This window comes from Afipia sp. GW822-FHT03D08 (assembly GCF_058801645.1).
Genome location: NZ_JBXANK010000001.1, coordinates 1,442,652 through 1,461,992, shown reverse-complemented (window position 1 = coordinate 1,461,992; position 19,341 = coordinate 1,442,652). Strand labels below are relative to the sequence as shown.

At 62.0% G+C, this 19,341-nt stretch carries 15 protein-coding genes; 9 read left to right on the top strand and 6 right to left on the bottom strand.

From position 1 onward, the window contains the following. Positions 1–181: 181 nt before the first annotated feature. Positions 182–1,210, top strand: a complete 1,029-nt coding sequence (locus tag AC1RM7_RS07330; RefSeq protein WP_024918919.1) for an NAD(P)/FAD-dependent oxidoreductase — start codon at positions 182–184, stop codon at positions 1,208–1,210. Between the two features lie 143 nt (positions 1,211–1,353). On the opposite strand, the gene AC1RM7_RS07325 is transcribed toward AC1RM7_RS07330, so the two are convergent. From AC1RM7_RS07325 to AC1RM7_RS07315, 3 genes are all read right to left on the bottom strand, one after another. Further along, positions 1,354–3,339, bottom strand: a complete 1,986-nt coding sequence (locus tag AC1RM7_RS07325; protein WP_024918920.1) for an SGNH/GDSL hydrolase family protein — start codon at positions 3,337–3,339, stop codon at positions 1,354–1,356. A gap of 97 nt (positions 3,340–3,436) precedes the next feature. Then, entirely contained in the window at positions 3,437–4,498 is a 1,062-nt protein-coding gene (locus tag AC1RM7_RS07320) for a lysylphosphatidylglycerol synthase transmembrane domain-containing protein (protein WP_006021456.1), read from the bottom strand. Between the two features lie 508 nt (positions 4,499–5,006). Further along, positions 5,007–5,441, bottom strand: coding sequence for a hypothetical protein (locus AC1RM7_RS07315; protein WP_024918921.1), 435 nt, complete (start codon positions 5,439–5,441; stop codon positions 5,007–5,009). 105 nt (positions 5,442–5,546) lie between these two features. Here AC1RM7_RS07315 and AC1RM7_RS07310 point away from each other — a divergent pair, with 105 nt between their 5' ends. Continuing rightward, positions 5,547–6,170 carry a hypothetical protein gene (locus AC1RM7_RS07310; protein WP_024918922.1) on the top strand — a complete coding sequence of 208 codons (624 nt, stop codon included), beginning with the start codon at positions 5,547–5,549 and terminating at the stop codon, positions 6,168–6,170. Positions 6,171–6,330: 160 nt separating this feature from the next. Here the strand turns inward: AC1RM7_RS07310 and AC1RM7_RS07305 are convergent, their stop codons facing one another. Together AC1RM7_RS07305 and AC1RM7_RS07300 are read right to left on the bottom strand one after the other, a co-directional pair. Next, a complete protein-coding gene (locus tag AC1RM7_RS07305; protein ID WP_006021453.1) occupies positions 6,331–6,756 on the bottom strand; it encodes a universal stress protein in 426 nt (141 codons plus the stop codon). An 81-nt stretch (positions 6,757–6,837) separates the two neighbouring features. Further along, the gene (locus tag AC1RM7_RS07300; RefSeq protein WP_006021452.1) at positions 6,838–7,371 is read right to left on the bottom strand and encodes a SixA phosphatase family protein; all 534 of its coding nucleotides are present in this window, start codon (positions 7,369–7,371) and stop codon (positions 6,838–6,840) included. Positions 7,372–7,539: 168 nt separating this feature from the next. On the opposite strand from AC1RM7_RS07300, the gene AC1RM7_RS07295 reads away from it, so the two are divergent. The 5 genes from AC1RM7_RS07295 (at position 7,540) to AC1RM7_RS07275 (ending at position 15,039) form a co-directional block, all read left to right on the top strand. Next, the gene (locus AC1RM7_RS07295; RefSeq protein WP_024918924.1) at positions 7,540–8,901 is read left to right on the top strand and encodes an NAD(P)/FAD-dependent oxidoreductase; all 1,362 of its coding nucleotides are present in this window, start codon (positions 7,540–7,542) and stop codon (positions 8,899–8,901) included. A gap of 156 nt (positions 8,902–9,057) precedes the next feature. After that, positions 9,058–9,570, top strand: a complete 513-nt coding sequence (gene msrB / locus AC1RM7_RS07290; RefSeq protein ID WP_024918925.1) for a peptide-methionine (R)-S-oxide reductase MsrB — start codon at positions 9,058–9,060, stop codon at positions 9,568–9,570. A gap of 185 nt (positions 9,571–9,755) precedes the next feature. Further along, positions 9,756–11,576: a flagellar hook-basal body complex protein gene (locus AC1RM7_RS07285; RefSeq protein ID WP_006021448.1), complete on the top strand. Its 1,821-nt coding sequence runs from the start codon at positions 9,756–9,758 to the stop codon at positions 11,574–11,576. A 48-nt stretch (positions 11,577–11,624) separates the two neighbouring features. After that, positions 11,625–13,520 carry a flagellar hook-associated protein FlgK gene (flgK, locus tag AC1RM7_RS07280; protein ID WP_024918926.1) on the top strand — a complete coding sequence of 632 codons (1,896 nt, stop codon included), beginning with the start codon at positions 11,625–11,627 and terminating at the stop codon, positions 13,518–13,520. Positions 13,521–13,527: 7 nt separating this feature from the next. Then, positions 13,528–15,039 (top strand): flagellar hook protein FlgL, encoded by a 1,512-nt coding sequence (locus tag AC1RM7_RS07275; protein ID WP_024918927.1) that lies wholly within the window; start codon positions 13,528–13,530, stop codon positions 15,037–15,039. 72 nt (positions 15,040–15,111) lie between these two features. Here AC1RM7_RS07275 and flbT read toward each other — a convergent pair whose 3' ends face one another. Continuing rightward, positions 15,112–15,540, bottom strand: a complete 429-nt coding sequence (gene flbT / locus AC1RM7_RS07270; protein ID WP_024918928.1) for a flagellar biosynthesis repressor FlbT — start codon at positions 15,538–15,540, stop codon at positions 15,112–15,114. Positions 15,541–15,848: 308 nt separating this feature from the next. Here flbT and AC1RM7_RS07265 point away from each other — a divergent pair, with 308 nt between their 5' ends. Together AC1RM7_RS07265 and AC1RM7_RS07260 are read left to right on the top strand one after the other, a co-directional pair. Then, the gene (locus AC1RM7_RS07265; protein WP_024918929.1) at positions 15,849–17,402 is read left to right on the top strand and encodes a flagellin N-terminal helical domain-containing protein; all 1,554 of its coding nucleotides are present in this window, start codon (positions 15,849–15,851) and stop codon (positions 17,400–17,402) included. Positions 17,403–17,678: 276 nt separating this feature from the next. Further along, positions 17,679–19,244 (top strand): flagellin N-terminal helical domain-containing protein, encoded by a 1,566-nt coding sequence (locus AC1RM7_RS07260; protein WP_024918930.1) that lies wholly within the window; start codon positions 17,679–17,681, stop codon positions 19,242–19,244. Positions 19,245–19,341 lie beyond the last annotated feature (97 nt).

Here is a 19,341-nt window from a genome sequence, read left to right as displayed (position 1 = left end):
TAAGTCTCCGGATTTATGCACCCTTACCTGAAAAAAGCCGGTCGTCACAAGCCGGTGGAGCATGCCCGCCAGCCCGAAAATCCCTTCCCCAGAGGGGCCGTCTTGGCTAGACAATGCCCTTAAAAGCGGCGCCTTACGCGCCCGCACCTCGATCTTTCTCCCATTACAGACCGGAACGAGCATGACCGACACGATCAAAACTGATGTCCTGATTATCGGCGCCGGCCCCTGCGGGCTGTTCGCCGTGTTCGAACTCGGCCTGCTCGATATGAAAGTGCATCTGGTCGATATTCTCGACAAGCTGGGCGGACAGTGCGCCGAGCTTTATCCGGAGAAGCCGATCTATGACATTCCGGCGATTCCGATGGTCACCGGGCAGGGCCTCACCGATGCCCTGATGGAACAGATCAAGCCGTTCAATCCGACCTTCCATCTCAACGAGATGGTCGAGACCATCGAGAAGATCGGCGACCCGCTGTTCCGCGTGACGACGGATGCGGGTCAGGTGTTCGAGACCAAGGTCGTGGTGATCTCGGCAGGCGGCGGCTCGTTCCAGCCGAAGCGTCCGCCGGTGCCCGGCATCGAGGCTTATGAAGGCACCTCGGTGTTCTATGCCGTGCGCAAGATGGAGCAGTTCCGCGGCAAGGATCTGCTGATCGTCGGCGGCGGCGACAGCGCGCTCGACTGGGTGCTGAACCTTCAGCCGATCGCCAGGCGCGTGACGCTGCTGCATCGCCGTGACGACTTCCGCGCGGCGCCGCACAGCGTCGATCAGATGCGCAAGCTCGTTGCCGCGGGCAAGATGGATCTGAAGCTCGGACAGGTGACCGCGCTCGAAGGCGAGAACGGTATGCTGTCCGGCGCGATGGTGAAGGGCACTGACAACGAGACCTTCAAGATCGACTGCAACACCATGCTGCCGTTCTTCGGGCTGACCATGAAGCTCGGTCCGGTCGCGAACTGGGGCGTCAAGCTCGAGAACAATCTGGTGCCGGTGGATACCGAGGCGTTCGAGACCAACGTGCCCGGCATCTTCGCCATCGGCGACATCAACACCTATCCCGGCAAGCTGAAGCTCATTCTCTCCGGCTTCCATGAAGGCGCGCTGATGGCGCAGAAAGCGAGCCGCTACGTCTTCCCGGACAAGCGTGTCGTGTTCCAGTACACCACGTCGTCCTCGAGCCTGCAGAAGAAGCTTGGGGTGAATTGAAGCGTCCGAATTTTTCAACCTGTCATTCCGGGATGCGCCTCTGGCGCAGGCCCGGAATCCATTCTTTGTCGCAACCTTGGATTCCGGGTTCGCGCGAAGGGCGCGCCCCGGAATGACGGTTTTTCCGATAGTCAGGCTGATTATTATCTTGTAGGCGTCGCCGGCGAGAGCGGTTCGCTGACCACTGGTGCCTCTGACAGACCAAGCCCCAGCACGCTCATTGCGGCGGGAAGTGCCGCGTCCGCCATTGCGGCATGACCTTCGGCGGTCGGATGGATCGCACCGCCATAAACGGCGGAGAGCACGCCCCATGTCGCGTCATGAATGTCGCCCGGCTGGTTGGTCGGCGCTTTCTGTGCCTGCGGATAAGTCATCGCCGTGAAGTAGCTGTCATTGGCATCGCGGATCCAGCGCGCGCGCGGCGCGTACGGACGGAAGTCGCTGGCGCCCGCGCCGCAGACCAGCGGATTGTTCGCGGCATCGACGATGTCCGCGACGAAGCTTTCGCCCTTTGCGGAGAAACATTCACGGTCGAACGGCGGATCGGTCTCGGCGCGCGCGCAGAACCCGTGACTGGCGAAGGCGGCCTGATGCTGATCGACGAAGGTCATGCGGTCGCGCGCGGGATTGCCGCACAGCACGCCGCCGCTGCATGTCGCCAGCTTCTTGAGCGAAGGCAGAAACTCGCTCTGCACGAATTCGGTGACCTCGGCGAGGCGCTGCGGGTCGGCGTTGAATGCGGGATGAATGTCGAAGCCGGCGCGTCCGCCGGGGCAGGGCGCGCCATTCAGCAGCGACGGGTTCGCGTAGGATGTGTAGATCACGCGCGAGAGGTCGCCGCCGACGAAAGGTTTCAGCGCCTGACGCAGTTTGCTGAAATTCTGCGGCAGTTCGCGTTGCAGGGTGGAGCGTGCCTCGTCGACCGAACTGAGCACGCCGGTGCGCCGTGACAATGCGCGTTCGGTCTGCCGTTCGACAATGACGTCGGCGACAAGTCCCGAGAAGTCGACATCGTTGGCGCCGATCGAGAGCAGAATGAGATCAAGTCCCCGATCCGGCTGACGCTTGGTTGCCGCGGTCAGCGCCTCGCGCAACTCGGCGACCTGCGCATTCACCGTGCCCTGACAGGTCAGGCTGTTCTTGCCGACCACGCATTCGCGGGCGCGCTGCGCGCCGAACATGCCCTCATCGATCGTCGCGCCGGTGCAGGCCAGCGGCAAGTAAGTCACCGCGATCTGCGGATTCTGCGCGGCCAGCGCGATCGCCATGCGGGCCTGGTAGCTGTAGAGCGAACGGTGGCACGCCGGATTCATCCATTGCGCGCCGGCGCGCTGCCAGTTCTGCAGGCTGGTGCCGTCGGAGGTATCGCAGGCGCGCGCGCCCTTGAAGCCCGCGCGGCCGGGTCGGAAGTACATTCCGGCTGGCCCGCCGAGATAAGAACGGAAACAGAAGCCATCGTCGCTGAGCGTCACTGCGCGATCCGGATTGCCTTCGCCCGATGCGATCGAGTCACCGAGGCCTGCAATGAAAATGTCGCGCACCGCGATCTGTGTCGTGACCCGTTGCGGTGCCTCCGATCCGCTTGAGACGTCCACGGTGACGGGCGTCGGCCGGCCGTAGCGGACGCGCAGGTTGATCGGCTCGGCGCAATCGAGCGTCGACTGCCGCGGCGGATCGCCGTCCTCGAAGGTCCATGCGCAGGTCGCGCCGACCGGCACCGCGCCGGTGAGACGGATCGTCACCGGATGATCGGTGGGCGTGAGATAGCTTTCCTTCACGCCGTCGCGCGTGCAGGGCTCGCTGACACGGCCCGTTGCATCAATGCACAGGCGTCCCAGTATGTTGCGCGCCCAGCCGCGGCCGTCGCTCTGCGTTGCCAGTGCCTGTTCGGATTCAAGAATGGAGCGGCCGCTGAGCGACGCGATATGAAGCTGGAAATCGCGCTCCTCGCGAAACAGGCGGAAGCGATTGCGGACTTCCCACGAAATCTGCATCGCCGTCGTGAGCTGCGGAACGGGCTGTGCGACGGAAGGCGGCACGAGCGGCGTCTGCGCCGCAGCAGCACTTGCCATCGCGCCGCCGAGCGCCGCGATCAGGAGCGATAAGCGGATGACGCGCGACTTGAGCATGAGGGTTTGAAGCCGACGGATAAGGCCAAAATGTGGGGCGGGGCTGAAACCTAAGATACGTTTCGGGACCCCACAAGCCACATCTTTGTGCGCAGGATTACTCCGCGGCCTGCTTCGGTTTCGACTGTGGAGGTGACGATTGCGCGACGGCGGGCGCGGGCTGAAGTTTTCGGCTCTGTTGCCACGGCAGGATGACGCTGAGCCACAATTCCCGGATGCCGAGGATCGTGATCGACGTGGCGAACGGGATCAGGAAGTAGAGGATGCGGAACACCAGCAGCGACGCCAGCAATTCCTCCTTGCCGAGCATCGGCAGGCCGACCAGCATCGCCGCATCGAACACGCCGAGACTGCCGGGCGCGTGACTGGCAAAGCCGAGCAGGGTGGCGAGAATGAACACGACGGAGAGCGTCACGAAATCGAGGTCGGGACTCGACGGCGCGAGGAGATACATCGCAAACGCGCAGAATCCGAGATCGACCACGCCGATCAGGATTTGCAGCGCCGTGAGCGGCGCTGACGGCAGATGAACCTTCCAGCCGTCCTTGCCGAGCTTGCGGCGGCCCTTGCCGGTGGCGATCCATGTCAGATAGATGCCGATGCCTGCGAGCAGGCCGACGCCGATCAACTGGTTGATGCTTTCGGGCAGCAGATCGATCGATGATGCGGCGGCCGGGTGCCAGATCATTCCGATGCCGAGCACGAAGGTGTTGCCGAGCCAGAATGTCAGGCCGGAGATGAAACAGATTTTCGCGACATCGATCGCGGTCAGCCCCCAGTCCGAATAGATGCGGAAACGGATCGCGCCGCCGGTGAACACCGTGGCGCCGATGTTGTGGCCGATCGTGTAGCTGGTGAAGCTCGACAGCGCGGCGATGCGATAGGGAACGTGCATCTTGCCGATCGTGCGCAACGCGAAAAGGTCATAGAACGTCAGCGTGAAGAACGCGCACAGCACGCACACTGCGGCGAGCGCGATCTGGCCTTGCGATTTTTCGGCAAGCGCAGTCAAAACGATCGCCGTGTCCACGCCCTTGAGGGTGCGGAACAGATGCATGATCGCAATGGTCACGATAATTAGGCTGGCAACGATCCCGAGCCGTTTCCAGCCGATTCGTTCCCTGAAAACACGCCCTAGCGTGCTCAACACTTGTTGCATTCGTCCTCCCGGCAGGGCGCGTAACCTATAGAAGCCGATTGAGGCGACAGTGAGCAAGCGGCTGCGGCGGTACTCATACGCGAAATCCCATGCTTGGAAAATAGGTCGTTGTGCGGCGCAAGGTGCCGTTATTGCTAAGAAACCGGGGCCGGCCGGGCTGTCATCTTTGCTTCATATCAGGCCGGATGCCGCGATTCATCGATTAGCCGGATATGGGAAACGAAGATGCTGTTGCAAAGGGTGAGAGAGGCCAACCCTTTTCCCCGGTTGCGATGATCTTCAGGAACATCCGCGTCTTCTTGATGGAATCTATGCGCTCAGGCAGAGCAGCCGTGTTGCAAAAGACTCTCGGCAAGGAAAAGGCGGCCGACCGGAAGCTGACACAACTGGGCGAAAATGGGATCAACCAGAAGGCGGCAAGCCAGCCACGGCTACGATTCAACGTGAGGCTGAATGAGGCAAAAAGCCGCGCCGGCGCAAGCTCGGGGCGGCCTTTCATGCCAAGGGATCAGGCCCGGCGCATTGCGAACTTCGCCCCGCAGAACGCCATGACTGCGCCAAGCCCGAGGGCGGCGAGACCTGCGAGCACACCGGCCAGTGTCGGGATCGCGCTCGGTGCTGCCGCGGCCTGACCCGCGGCCGCCAGCATGATAACGCCGACCACGACCAGAAACTGCCGCAGCCGAAGCGAGATCTGACCGGATACTGCGCTCTGCATCAGCGACGCGGAAATGAAGCCTGCCAGAAACGCCACCGCGGCGATCAGCCACCAGGCCAGCGCGGCACGCGCGGGCATCAGCTCGGGCACGTCGGTGCGCCACAGGTCTCCGAGATTGAGATTGAAGCGCTGGATGATGATGTGGATGCCGAGCGCAAGCAGCACGCCGAACAGGATCGATGCGGCAAGAACGATAGTTTGCGAGAAATAGGCAGGCTTGGCCATCAGGGTGTTTCGTCCGGGCACGGCAGGCTGCTATGACTTGTAGAATAGCGGCCGGTGGTCCCGCAAGGTGACCGGCCCCTGATTGCAGCCGATTGAAGGATTTTCATGCTCTCGCAATTGTTCGGTGCCACGCCGCGCGCCGGAGTGAAAGGCCTGGAGGTGGCTGGCGACGGCACGCAATATATCTTCAAGCCATCACTGGTCGGAGGCGCGTCGCAATTCGACCTCACCGGCGAGGGACTGTCCTGGCAGGTGAGAGGAAAGCATGGTGTCTGGCCGCTGGAGAAGATAGCGGCGATTCGTCTGTCGTATCGTCCCGTGTCGATGCAGTCGCGGCGATTTCGTGCCGACATCGAGGACACGCGCGGCGAACGCGTGACGCTCTACTCAACGACGTGGCACACCGTCGCGCTGATGTCGCCGCAGGACAACGGCTACCGCGCGTTCATCGTGGAATTGCATCGCCGCCTTGCCGCGATCGGCAGCAAAGCCGTGCTGGTGGTCGGAATTAACCCGGCGATCTACACGGCGGGGCTTGTCGTGCTTGGACTTGTCGGTGTCTCGATGCTTGGATTGCTGATCCGTGCGCTGATCACGGGCGAGTTTGCCGGCGCGCTGTTCCTGATCGGGTTTGCTGGGCTGTTCGGCTGGCAGATCGGCGGCTTCCTGCGGCGTAACAAGCCGCGCATCTACACGTTCGATGCTTTGCCGAAGGATGTCCTGCCGTAACAAGAGGTCAGCTCGGCCGGGCGTCGTTGGCCGGCCCGGCCAAACCTTACCGCCCGATGATGGGGATCACCCTCTGGCGGCGGGCTGACCATAGTCCAGGATGAAGCTGGAGAGAAGTCAGCAGAAACGGCGAAAACCGTTTCGTGATGGGTGTGCAACCTTAATGCCGCACCACGAGCACTGAGCATTTTGCATAACGCACGACGTGCCCTGCATTCGAGCCGAGAAAATAACTCTGCATCGAGGGCCGGTGCGATGTCATGACAATCAGGTCGGCGCCGATGTCGGCGGCTTCCTCAAGCACCTCATGATAGATGCCGCCCTGGCGTACAGTGACCGAGATGCGCTTGCTGTCGATTCCGGATTCGCGCGCCACGATGGCCAGCGCTTCCTCGGATGACTGGCGCTGCTGAATCTCGAAATCGGGCGGCACATATTCCGCCAGCATCACCGGCGTGATTGGCATCACGTTGACCAGCCGCACCAGTCCGCCGGAGGATTTCGACAAGGACGCCGCCGTCTCGATGGCCGGTTTTGCGAGATCGGTATCGGCAAGGTCGATGGGGACGAGGATGGATTGAAACATCGGTCTCTCCGGTCGCGCGCGTTGGAATGATCACGATGGATTCGTTGGCGGCAAGATGCAAGGCCGCTTCACCTGAGGGCGTTACGCCCCCTCAGATCCTTCGCGCAGCAGCTTCGGGCTTGCGAAGCGCTCGAGCCGTCCGGTGCGAAAGCCGACCTTCTCCCAGTCGTCGATCTTGAAATCGATCACGGTGACGCCCGCCGTCGGCAGGTTGCTCGCCAGCGCCTGACGCCCGGCGGAATCGCCGCTGGCGACAAGGCCGAGCGCCAGTTCATGCAGTCCCGGGTTGTGCGCGAGAATCAGCAGACATTGCGGATCTGCATCCGCGACACCGTGAATGATCCGCAGCAGTTCGGATGGATCGGCGCCGTACAATGCCGGCAAATGTTTTACCCGCACAGATGGCATCGCTGCGCGAAGCAACTCCCAGCTTTCCTGGGTGCGCGTTGCGGTCGATACCAGTACGAGGTCCGGCCGATAGTCGTGCAGGGCAAGCCATCGCCCCATCTCCGCGCCGTCATGCCGGCCGCGCTCGTCGAGACGGCGATCCTGATCCCTGCCGGAAGGGGCGTCCCGCTCGGTCTTGGCGTGGCGCAGCAGGATCAGACGGCGCATATCGCGATCTCGTTTCGGTGGGCGTGGCAAATGATGCGAACTTCGGTGGTGAACCACTAGGGCACGGCCCGGAATAGTGTACAAGCTTACGTCCGATATTGTGACGGACGGGGACACCGTTACACCCAGAAAATACAGCTTGCGACAGGCGATCTTGGAACAGCGACCATGGACAACCCTTCGGTGAATTCGTCGGCGGATCTGCCGGGCCGCCCGCGGCTGACGTTCGACCTGGATGTCGACATCTGCGTGATCGGAGGAGGGCTCGCCGGTCTGACCATGGCGCGGGAAGCGGCGCGGATGGGCGCAAGCGTCGCGCTCCTTGAAGGCCGTGAGATCGGGTGGAATGCGTCGGGTCATAATCTTGGCACCGTCATGCCGGGCTACGGCATCGCGGTGTCCGATTTGATCGACCGTGTCGGCTTTGATAACGCGCGCGAACTGTGGTCGCTGGCGCAGGAAGGCGCCGACTATGTCCGCGCCACCGTGACCGGCAACGCCATGCCCGGCGTGCCGCTGACGGAAGGCGCGCTCGAAGTTTCCACAGTCGATGCCGGCGATGAACTCATCAGCCGGTTGCAGACGCTCGGAGAAGATTTCGGCACCGAGATCGAAGGCTGGCAGATCGACCGCGTTCGCGAGACGCTGAAAACCGATCGCTACTTTCATGCGATTCATTTCCCGAAGGCGTTTCAGATCGACGGGCGGCGATATGTCCATGGTCTTGCGGCGCTGGCGGAAGAGGCGGGCGTGCGGATCTTCGAGGACACGCCCGTGATCGGTCTCGATCCGGCGGGCATCCGCAAGCGCGTCTTCACGCCGTCCGCGAAACTGCGTTGCACCCATGTTGTGCTCGCGGGCAATGCGCATCTTGGCGCGCCGGGCCGGCGTCTCACGGCAACGCTGCTGCCGACATGGCGATACGCGGTGCTGACCGAGCCGCTCGGCGAGCGGCTTGCCGATGCGATCACCTTTCAGGGGTCGGTCACCGATACCCATGACATCGATCACTTCCGCATTGTCGAGGGCGACCGGCTGTTGTGGTCGAGCCCGGAAACGACATGGCAGGGCGATCCGCAGCGTTATGCGAAGCGCATCCAGAATCGCATCTCCGCGTTTTTCCCGAAGCTCAAGCAGGTCGGGATTGCCGAGGCCTGGAGCGGGATGTTCGGACAGACCGTGCACGGCATGCCGCAGATCGGCGAACTGCAACTGGGTCTTTGGGTGCTGAGCGGCTTCGGGCGTCAGGGATTGAACACGACGGCGATGGGCGGTCAGCTTCTCGCGCGCAGCATTCTGCACGGCGATGATCGCTGGCGGCTGTTTTCGCCGTTCGAGCTGGTCTGGGCCGGCGGCTCGGCCGGGCGTGCGGCGGGGCAGGTGTTCAACATCTGGTCGCGCGGCTATTCGAATGCGGCCAGCGCATTGTCGCGCTATCGCGAGCGCGCCCGCGGCCGCGAACAGATGCGGGAACGCGCCCGGGAGGCGCGGATTGCGGCGGCCAGGGCGCAGACCGCCCGATTGAAATAACACTCTGCCGGCGGGGTTATTGGAACATGAGGGCTGAGGCTGTTCCGGCCTCGCGGGAAAGTGAGCCTGCGGCTGGAGCGTTGCTGTAACTTTTCGCGAAATGGACCGTAGATCGTGATGGACAGCCTGTTTCCCGACTTGCACGGAGCTTTGACGATGATCGACCGCCGTATCCTGCTCGCATCCGCGATGAGTCTCGCCGCATTTTCGGCATTCCGCTGGCTTGGCCTGGGCAGTGCCAGTGCGGGTGAAAAATCCGCCGAGAAATTCGAGATCGAGAAGACGCCCGAGGAATGGCGCAAGCAACTGACCCCTGCGCAATATAATGTGCTGCGCGAAGCCGGCACCGAGCGCCCGTTCACCAGCCCGCTGAACAAGGAGAAGCGCAAGGGAACCTTCACCTGCGCCGGCTGCGACCTGCCGCTGTTTGCCTCCGAGACCAAGTTTGACAGCGGCACCGGCTGGCCGAGCTTCTATCAGGCGCTCCCCAACGCCATCCTCGAGAAGTCCGATCGCAGCTACATGATGGTGCGGACCGAGACCCTGTGCCGGCGGTGCGGCGGCCATCTCGGCCATGTGTTCGACGACGGCCCGAAGCCCACCGGCCTGCGCTACTGCATGAACGGGCTGGCGCTGAGCTTCAAACCCGCGGACGGCTCATCCTCCTGATTTCGCGCGGCAATTCTTGCCCGCTAGGCAATTGTGCCCCGGTCTTTTGGCCGGGGCATTTCTTTTAGTGCATTGATATTGCAGCATAAATGCTGTTGGCACGGCGCTTGCGATCTCTTCTTCGAATACGGCCATGGCTATGGACACACCGGCGGGCCGCCCGGATCGAAGTTGGAGAAAATGTAATGGGTCTCTTTGGCGCACTCACCACGTCCGTCGCAGGTCTTCGTGCTCAGTCCTATGCGCTCGAAAACATCTCCGGAAACATCGCGAACTCGCAGACAACTGCGTTCAAGCGCATCGATACGAGTTTCCTCGACCTCATTCCCGAAACCGGCACCAACAACCAGCTCGCCGGCAGTGTCGCGACCAACTCGCGTGAAACCAACACGGTGCAGGGCGACGTCCAGAAGGCCGCGGTTTCGACCTACATGGCGATCAGCGGCGACGGCTTCTTCGTGGTGCAGAAGCCCGGCAGCTTCACCGACAGCAACCCGGTCTTCAACGGCGTCAACAACTACACGCGCCGCGGCGACTTCACGCTCGACAAGAACGGCTATCTGGTGAACGGCGCCGGTTATTATCTCGAAGGCATTCCGATCGACCCGACCACGGGTAACGTCACCGGCAGCAATCCGCAGGTTCTGAAATTCGGCGGCGACTTCCTGCCCGCGCAGCCCACCTCGACCGTGACCTATCGCGCCAACCTGGCCTCGTATCCGATCACCACGAAGAGCGACAAGTCCGTTCCGGGTTCGGAACTGCTCAACGTCGGCGACTTCACCGTCAATCCGAGCACGGTCGGCACGCCGCCGCTGCCTTATCTCGACAACGTCGGAAGCGGCGCGTCGATGAACAGCGCGCTGACCACCGCGACCAAGATCAACGGCACGACCGCGCTGTCGGGCGCGCCGAACACCAACTCACTGTCGGCGAGCTTTGCGGCTGGCGACACGATCACGGTGAACGGAACGCCGATTACTTTCACCGACGCATCCAGCGTTCCGCCGAACCAGAATGACGCGACCCATATCCCGATCGGCAGCACCATCGATCAGCTCCTCGACAAGATTGACGGGCTGAGCGGCAACTCCGCGCTGTCCTCGACCGTCAGCAATGGCTCCGTGCAGTTGCATACGGGTCTGGCGAATAACCTGGTTATCACCTCGAGCAATGCAACGGCTTTTGCTGCGCTCGGATTCTCCGGCACCGTCACCGTGAATCGCCTGGGCGGCGGTTCGGCGGGCGCCGGTCAGGTCATCGGCTCCGACGCCGCGACATTCATTTCGCAATCGATCGCGGGCGGCGCCACCACCGGCTACGACATCTCCGGCTCGCCTGTCAGCATCCAGTTCCGCTGGGCAAAGATGGACTCATCCACCCTCGGCCCAGGTCATACCGACAAGTGGAACATGTTCTATCAGGTCGATCCGAACGCGACGGGCGGCGCGACGGCCTGGCAGAATATGGGCACCGATTTCACATTCAGCGCAAACGGACAGCTCACCCCGGCGGTGGCATCGGTGACGCTCACCACTCCGACCATCAGCGGCATCACGCTGGGCAACGTCACCGTGAACTTCGGCGTCAGCGGCCTGACCTCGTTCGCCGATGCCAACGGCAACGCGCAGGTCAACGACATTCACCAGGACGGCTTCCCGGCGGGTTCGTTGCAGACGGTTTCGATCGGCGACAACGGCCGCGTGGTCGGCAATTATTCCAACGGCCGCAACATCGATCTGGCGCAGATCACGCTGGCGACCTTCAACGGCGCGAACTTTCTGAAGCGCCTCGATGGCGGCGCGTTCGAGGAGACCGATCAGTCCGGTAACGCGGTTTTCGGAAAGGCCGGCACCATCACGGGTTCGGCGCTCGAAGGATCCAACAGCGATATCGCGGACGAGTTCACCAAGCTGATCGTTACTCAGCAGGCCTATTCGGCGAACACCAAGGTCATCACCACTGCGAACCAGATGGCGCAGGATCTGCTGAACGTGCTGCGATAATCGCTGAACACATTGTCGCGTGATCCGACCTGAGATGGGCAGTATGTTATGGGTCTGAGCCAAGCTCTTTCAACCGCGATGGCCGGCTTGCGGGCAAACCAGGCGTCGCTCGCGCTGGTTTCGTCCAACGTAGCGAACGCGGAAACGCCGGGTTACGTCCGTAAGACGACCAACCAGATCCAGACCGCGGTCGGCAACGGCGCCGGCGTCGAAACCATCGGCGTCAATCGCGTCCTCGACGATTACATCCAAAGCCAGTTGCGGACGGAAACCTCGGGCGCGGCCTACACCCGCACGCGTGCGAATTTCCTGAACAACCTGCAGAGCGTCTATGGTGATCCGGATTCGTCTGCCACGATTGAAGCGGCATTCAATTCGCTCACGACCGCGCTTCAGGCGCTCTCGACGAGCCCCGACTCGCAATCGGCGCGCACCGGCGTGCTCAATGCGGCGCAGGCGCTGGCCCAGCAGTTGAATTCGACCTCGCAAGGCATCCAGGCTTTGCGCAACAGCGCCGAGACGGGGATAGCCAATTCGGTGTCCACGGCCAACAACGCCCTGACCCAGATCGCCAAGATCAACCGGCAATTGCAGGGCTATGCCAACCAGGACGCCGCGACGGCGGCGTTGCTTGATCAGCGCGATCAGTTCATCACGCAATTGTCGGGACTGATGGACGTGCGCGTGGTCAAGGGCGAAGGCAATCAGGTTTCCGTTTACACGACTTCGGGCACGCAACTCGTCGGCGGCTCCGATGCGGCGCAACTGTCGTTCAACACTCAAGGCACGGTCACGCCGGAGGCGCAGTGGAACGCTGATCCGTCGAAAAGCACGCTCGGCACCATCTCCATTTCCTATCCGAACGGCGGAAGCATCGATCTCATCTCCAGCGGAGCAATCCGCTCTGGATCGATCGCGGCGTTTCTCGAGTTGCGCGACAAGACGCTGGTGCAGGCGCAGGACCAGGTCGACCAACTCGCGGCAGCGATGGCGAGTGCGGTGTCCGACAAGACCACAGGCGGCACGGCATATCCGCCAGCCACGCCTGTTCCGCCGCCCGGCACGCCCGCCGGCTTCGATCTTGATCTTGCCGGCCTTCAGGCCGGCAACACCGTTCATCTGAACTACACCGACAATATCACCGGCGTTCAGCACAATATTTCGATCATCCGCGTGGATGATCCGAGCGCGCTGCCGCTGAAGGACACGGCGACGATCGATCCGAACGACAAGGTGATCGGCGTCGATTTCTCCGGCGGCATGTCGTCGGTCGTCTCGCAGCTCAATGCTGCGCTGGGCGGCGCCAGCATCCAGTTCTCGAACCCGGCCGGCTCGACGCTGCGTGTGGTTGATGACGGCGCGACCGGCTTGTCAGACGTCAACGCCGCATCGGTCACGACGACGGCAACATCGCTGACCGGCGGCGGTCCGCAGGTCGCATTGTTCACCGATGGCGGAAGACCTTACACCGGAGCAATCACCGCATCCGGTTCTCAGCAAACGGGCCTCGCGGGACGCATCACCGTCAATTCCGGATTGCTGGCGGATTCGTCGCGCCTGATCGTCTACAGCACGAGTCCCGCGACACCGGCTGGCGACACCACGCGTTCCGACTTCATCCTGTCGCAACTGACGTCCGGCACTTACAGCTATTCGGCAACGACCGGTATCGGCTCGAGCAGCACGCCCTATAAGGGCACGTTGCTCGGATTCACCCAGCAGTTCACGAACATGCAGGCCAATGCCGCGAGTTCGGCGCAGCAGCTCTCCGACGGTCAGGACGTCGTGCTGAACACGTTGCAGAAAAAAATGGATGCGACCTCGGGCGTGGATATCGACACCGAAATGGCCAACCTGCTGGCGCTGCAAAACGCTTACTCGGCAAATGCCCGCGTGATGTCCACGGTCAATTCGATGTTTCAGTCATTGATGCAGGTACTGTGAGGATCTCATGACAATCGATGGCGTTAGCGGCCGGACTTCGTATCTCGGCTCGTCGATTCTCAATCTGAAGAGTCAGCTCGACACGCTGACGCAGCAGCTCGCTTCCGGAAAGAAGGCGACATCCTATGCCGGTCTTGGCGTCGACTCGGGAACCGCGACGGGGCTGCGCGCGCAGATTTCGTCGATCGCCGCTTTTGCGAACACCGGCACCGTCCTCAATACGCGCATCAATGTCGCGAACCTGTCCTTGCAAGGCATCAAAGACGCAGGCAGCCAGGTCAAGGCTGCGGCCGCAGGCGCAACGCTGAATCTCGACAGCAACGGCAAAACCGCCGGGCAGAAGACCGCGATGGCGTCGTTCACGCAGGTTATCGCGCTTCTCAACACCGAAGTCGGCGGGCGTTACATGTTTTCCGGCCGCGCCACCGATACTCCGGCGACCGAGCCGGCCGATGTGATTCTCAACGGCAGCGGCACGCGCGCCGGGTTGAACCAGATCATCGACGAACGTGGTCAGGCTGACGGGACCTCGGGTCTCGGCCGGACAGTGATCACATCGCCGACGCCGACCTCGGTGACGATCGGCGAAGACGTCGCGGGATCTCCGTTTGGCCTCAAGCTGAGCGCGATTACGACGACGTCGGCGACCGCGACCGTGACCGGCCCCGCGCCGCCGGCGGCGCCTCCCGGCGCGCCTTCGGAAATGTCGGTCGATCTCGGTGCGACCAATCCGGCCGATGGCGACAAGGTCCGCTTCACATTCAGCCTGCCGGACGGCACGTCTGAAACCATCGAACTCACGGCGACGACGACGACGCCGGTGCCTGCCGGCGGCTTCGCCATCGGCGCCGATTCAACGGCGACCGCCGCCAATCTCAAAACCGTGCTCAACACCGCGGTCGGCGCCTTGTCGAACACCGCGCTGGTTGCGGCTTCCGCCATGGCCGCATCCGATAACTTCTTCAGCTCGTCGCCGCCATTGCGGGTCGGCGGTTCTCCGCTCAGTACCGCAACGACGCTCGTGAACGGTACCGCTACCGACACCGTGTCCTGGTACACCGGCGAGGACGGTCCTGATCCGGCGCGCGGAACGGCAGTTGCCGGTATCGATCAATCCATTTCGGTGCAGTACGGCGCGCGGGCCAACGAAGATGCTTTCGTTGCGCAGTTGAAGAACATCGCCGTCTATGCCGCGGTGTCCACCAACGCGAGCAATCCGAACGCGAACGGTCAGCTCACCGCACTGAACTCGCGGATTGTCGACAATCTCGCGGTGCATCCGGGTACGCAATCGATCCAGGATATCCAGGCCGATTTCGCCGGTGCGCAGGCTGCGGTCCAGACGGCGAAGGATCGGCAGACCCAGACCGGGTCGGTCGCGCAGTCGATGCTGGATTCGATCCAGGGCATCAACGACAACGAGGTCGCAACCAAGATACTTGCGCTGCAGACTTCCTTGCAGGCGTCCTATCAGACCACCGCCTCGCTCTATCAAATGAGCTTGGTAAAGTTCCTCTAGCCGCCCTGCAACGATAAAACGAAAAAGGCCTCCTTCTGGAGGCCTTTTTTGTTCATTGGTCTGCGTGTGGTGTCAGGCGGCGCTGCTGAGGCTGGCTTCGCGCGCCTGTCCGTCCTTGGCGCTGTCGAGAAGCTGCTTTTCGTAAGCGATCAGTTTTTTCGATTCCTTCAGCGCTCTATAATAGTCGCCGCTTAAAATGTAGTTATTGATTTCTTCGACGAAGCCGGCCGCGCTTGGCGCGACGCTGAGGAAGTCACGCATCACGTCGAAGTACACCGAATGATGCTCCTGCGGATCGTGCGAAATGTACATGAGCTGGACCGCCAGATAGATCAGCTTCGCCGGCGTGTCGGCGGTGTCCGGCGTCAGGATATCTTTCTCTCGCAAGACGGGCAGCCTCTCTCCTTCGATCAGGAATTTCGCGCGCTGATCGGTATTGGTGATGACGCACGACCCGACGATGATCTTTTCGTGCGGCTTGAGTTCGACCTTCAAAGCCATGGCGGTTCTCCGTGCGAGCCGGTTTCAAATCGATCCGGCTGATAGCGCGATCCTTTCGCGTTATGGTTAATGCGAGGTAAACGCCACGGTGACCATAGGGCGGCGGCGTTTAAGAAATAGCCCTGTCAAATCAACGTATTTGCGGTTTGCCGCAGTGCGTCCGCAGCCGCGTTATGCGGACAGTTGAACGAAACCGGTTCACACCTTTTTAGACTGTTGGTTCCAATGTCGGACGGCTCGCTGATCGAAGCTATCAGCGGCACGCTTGTACACGTTGCGTTTTGCGTCACACCAGAAAGGTACGCCCAATGTCTTCTATCGTTCTCTCGTCGTCGGTTCGTCAGAACCTGCTCTCGCTCCAGTCGACCGCAGAGCTTCTGTCGACCACCCAGACCCGCCTTGCCACTGGCAAGAAGGTCAACACCGCTCTCGACAACCCGACCAACTTCTTCACTGCCGCCGGCCTCGATGCCCGCGCCAGCGACATCAACAACCTCCTCGACGGCATCGGCAACGGCGTGCAGGTCATTCAGGCCGCCAACACCGGCATCAGCTCGCTCCAGAAGCTGGTTGATACCGCGAAGTCGATCGCCAACCAGGCTCTCCAGACCCCAGTCGGTTACACCAAGTCGTCCGTGACGTCGCTTGCGACCACCGGCGCGACCGCTGCCAACCTGCTCGGCGATCCTGATACGGCTGCTACGCTCACCGGTGCTGCCACCGGTACTATCGCGGCTGCTTCGGCTCTGACCGGCGCGACCGGCGGTAGCTTCGCTTCCGGCGACACAATCATCGTCAACGGCACCACGATCAAGGTCACGGCTGCCGGCGCTGGTACTGCGACCGTCACCACCGATCCGGATGGCACGATCAACCTGAACACCACCGCGACCACTGCTGCGACCACGACCGACTTGACCGATGCGATCAAGACGGCTCTTGGCGGCGGCACCGCGGCTGCGTCGATCGCCAGCAACAAGGTCACGATTACGGCTGGCAACACCTCCGACAGCATCACCCTCGGCGGCACCGCGCTGGCCAAGATCGGCCTCACCGCCGGAACGACTGCTCCGACCTCGACGGTGACGGGCAAGACGCTGACCATCGGTGCAACCGGCGGCGGCACTGCGACCAACATCACCTTCGGTAAGGGTGCTGGTCAGATTTCGACCCTGAACGACCTCAACGCGGCTCTGCTGTCGAACAACCTGCAGGCTTCGATCGATACCGCTGGCAAGATCACCATCACTACCTCCAACGATGCCGCTTCGGCGAACATCGGAACCATCGGCGGTACGGCGGCGGCGTTTGCCAGTGCAGCGGCTTCCCAGGCGGTTGCCGATCCGAACTCGCAGGCAACCCGCACCAGCCTGGTCAACCAGTACAACAACGTCATCGACCAGATCCGCACGACGGCTCAGGACGCGTCATACAACGGCGTGAACCTCCTGAACGGCGACCAGCTCAAGCTGGTGTTCAACGAAACCGGCAAGTCGACGCTGAACATCACCGGCGTCAACTTCAACCCGGCTGGCCTTGGTCTTGGCTCGCTGAGCGTTGGCACCGACTTCGTCGACAACGCGGCGACCAACAAGGTTCTGGCTTCTCTGAACACCGCCAGCACCACGCTTCGTTCGCAGGCTTCGGCTCTGGGTTCGAACCTGTCGATCGTGCAGACCCGTCAGGACTTCTCGAAGAGCCTGATCAACGTGCTGCAGACCGGCTCGTCCAACCTTACGCTGGCCGACACCAACGAGGAAGCGGCGAACAGCCAGGCGCTGTCGACCCGCCAGTCGATCGCGGTGTCCGCACTGTCGCTGGCCAACCAGTCGCAGCAGAGCGTTCTCCAGCTGCTCCGCTAATACCGGAAGCACTGCAAACCATCAGAACGGCGGGGGAAACCCCGCCGTTTTTTTATGGGTTTTGCTCGCGGAACGGTGCCGGAAGGCTCAAGCGGAAGGGATTTGAGGGGCAGGCGAGGGTCGAAACGCATTTACCCTTCGTTAAGGAAACAATTTAATCGGCTCTTAACCATAATTTAAACGGTGCCTCCTAAGAATTGGGGAAAGACGGTCGTTCTCCAAGTTGCATTACGCCGCTTCGTCGCCGGCTTTTGCTTATCTAAGGAAGGTACACAAATGTCCGATATCGTTCTTACGGCGTCAGTTCGCCAGAACCTGCTGTCGCTGCAATCGACGGCGGACCTTCTCGCAACCACCCAGAACCGCCTCGCGACCGGCAAAAAGGTCAACTCGGCCCTCGATAACCCGACCAACTTCTTCACGGCCGCCGGGCTCGACGCCCGCGCCAGCGACATCAACAATCTTCTCGACGGCATCGGCAACGGTGTGCAGGTCCTGCAAGCCGCCAACACCGGCATCACTTCGCTGCAAAAGCTGATCGACAGCGCAAAGTCGATCGCCAACCAGGCGCTCCAGACCAACGTCGGCTACGCCAAGTCGAGTTTCACAACTGGCCCGAACCCCGGGGCGACGGGCGCCAACCTGCTTGGATTGCCCGATACCGCTGCAACCGTGACCGGCGCTGTCGTCGGCGGCGGCCTGACTCCGGCCACCACGCTGGCCGCTGCCGGCTTTGCCAACGGCGACTCGTTCACCGTTAACGGCAAGACGATTTCGTTCGTCACCGGTTTGGCTGCCGATCCGGCGTCCACGACTGATCCCGTCACCGGCAATGTTTCGATCAGCCTGGCGAGCACCACCGGCGGTACCGTCGCGACCATCCAGAGCGCTATCAACAGCATCACCGGCGGTACGACGAGCATCGCGGGCAACCAGCTGACCGTCAGCAACGCAGTCGCCGACACCAGCAACAGCATTGTCTTCGGCGGCACCAGCAGCGTGCTGGCCAAGCTCGGCCTCTCGACCGGCACCACGCCGCCGACCTATACCTTCTCAGGCAAGACACTGACCATCCCGTCGACTGCGGGTGGACCGGCGACCAACATCGTCTTCGGCAATGGTGTTGGACAGATCTCCACCATCAATCAGCTCAACGCGGCGCTGCTGCCGAACAATCTTCAGGCCAGCATCGATTCGACCGGCGCGATCACCGTCACTACGTCCAACGATGCCGCGTCTTCGACGATCGGCGCCCTCGGCGGCACCGCGACGGCGCCCGGCGAGTTGTTCGCGGGCGTGATCGTCTCCGCGCCGGTTGGCGAAGCCAACTCGCAGGCAACGCGCGCGAACCTCGTGTCGCAGTACAACAACATCATCAACCAGATCAAAACGACATCGCAGGACGCATCGTTCAACGGCGTCAACCTGCTGAACGGCGACCAGCTCAAGCTGGTGTTCAACGAAACCGGCAAGTCGACGCTCAACATCACCGGCATTAATCTCGATCCAGCCGGACTCGGTCTGGGCGCCTTGAGTCAGGGCACCGACTTCATCGATAACGTCGCGACCAACAAGGTGCTCGACTCTCTGAACTATGCCAGCAGCTTCCTGCGCTCGCAGGCATCGACCCTGGGTTCGAATCTGTCGATCGTGCAAATCCGTCAGGACTTCTCGAAGAACCTGATCAACGTGTTGCAGACCGGTTCGACGAACCTGACGATCGCTGACACCAACGAGGAAGCGGCCAACAGCCAGGCTCTGGCGACCCGCCAGTCGATCGCGGTCTCCGCGCTCGCGCTGGCCAACCAGTCGCAACAGAGCGTGCTCAAGCTGCTGCAGTAATCGGTTAACTGAGCCGGAACAAAGCAGCGGGGATAAAATCCCGCTGCTTTCTTGCGTCGTGGAGTTCCGCTATTCTTTCATGCCGCTGTCGATCGCC

Coding starts and splice junctions, on each gene's coding strand:
- AC1RM7_RS07325 (WP_024918920.1), bottom strand. CDS start 3,339: ATGCTCAAGTCGCGCGTCATCCGCTTATCGCTCCTGATCGCGGCGCTC.
- AC1RM7_RS07320 (WP_006021456.1), bottom strand. CDS start 4,498: ATGCAACAAGTGTTGAGCACGCTAGGGCGTGTTTTCAGGGAACGAATC.
- AC1RM7_RS07265 (WP_024918929.1), top strand. CDS start 15,849: ATGTCTTCTATCGTTCTCTCGTCGTCGGTTCGTCAGAACCTGCTCTCG.
- AC1RM7_RS07300 (WP_006021452.1), bottom strand. CDS start 7,371: ATGCGCCGTCTGATCCTGCTGCGCCACGCCAAGACCGAGCGGGACGCC.
- msrB (WP_024918925.1), top strand. CDS start 9,058: ATGATCGACCGCCGTATCCTGCTCGCATCCGCGATGAGTCTCGCCGCA.
- AC1RM7_RS07305 (WP_006021453.1), bottom strand. CDS start 6,756: ATGTTTCAATCCATCCTCGTCCCCATCGACCTTGCCGATACCGATCTC.
- AC1RM7_RS07310 (WP_024918922.1), top strand. CDS start 5,547: ATGCTCTCGCAATTGTTCGGTGCCACGCCGCGCGCCGGAGTGAAAGGC.
- AC1RM7_RS07260 (WP_024918930.1), top strand. CDS start 17,679: ATGTCCGATATCGTTCTTACGGCGTCAGTTCGCCAGAACCTGCTGTCG.
- AC1RM7_RS07330 (WP_024918919.1), top strand. CDS start 182: ATGACCGACACGATCAAAACTGATGTCCTGATTATCGGCGCCGGCCCC.
- flbT (WP_024918928.1), bottom strand. CDS start 15,540: ATGGCTTTGAAGGTCGAACTCAAGCCGCACGAAAAGATCATCGTCGGG.
- AC1RM7_RS07315 (WP_024918921.1), bottom strand. CDS start 5,441: ATGGCCAAGCCTGCCTATTTCTCGCAAACTATCGTTCTTGCCGCATCG.
- AC1RM7_RS07285 (WP_006021448.1), top strand. CDS start 9,756: ATGGGTCTCTTTGGCGCACTCACCACGTCCGTCGCAGGTCTTCGTGCT.
- flgK (WP_024918926.1), top strand. CDS start 11,625: ATGGGTCTGAGCCAAGCTCTTTCAACCGCGATGGCCGGCTTGCGGGCA.
- AC1RM7_RS07275 (WP_024918927.1), top strand. CDS start 13,528: ATGACAATCGATGGCGTTAGCGGCCGGACTTCGTATCTCGGCTCGTCG.
- AC1RM7_RS07295 (WP_024918924.1), top strand. CDS start 7,540: ATGGACAACCCTTCGGTGAATTCGTCGGCGGATCTGCCGGGCCGCCCG.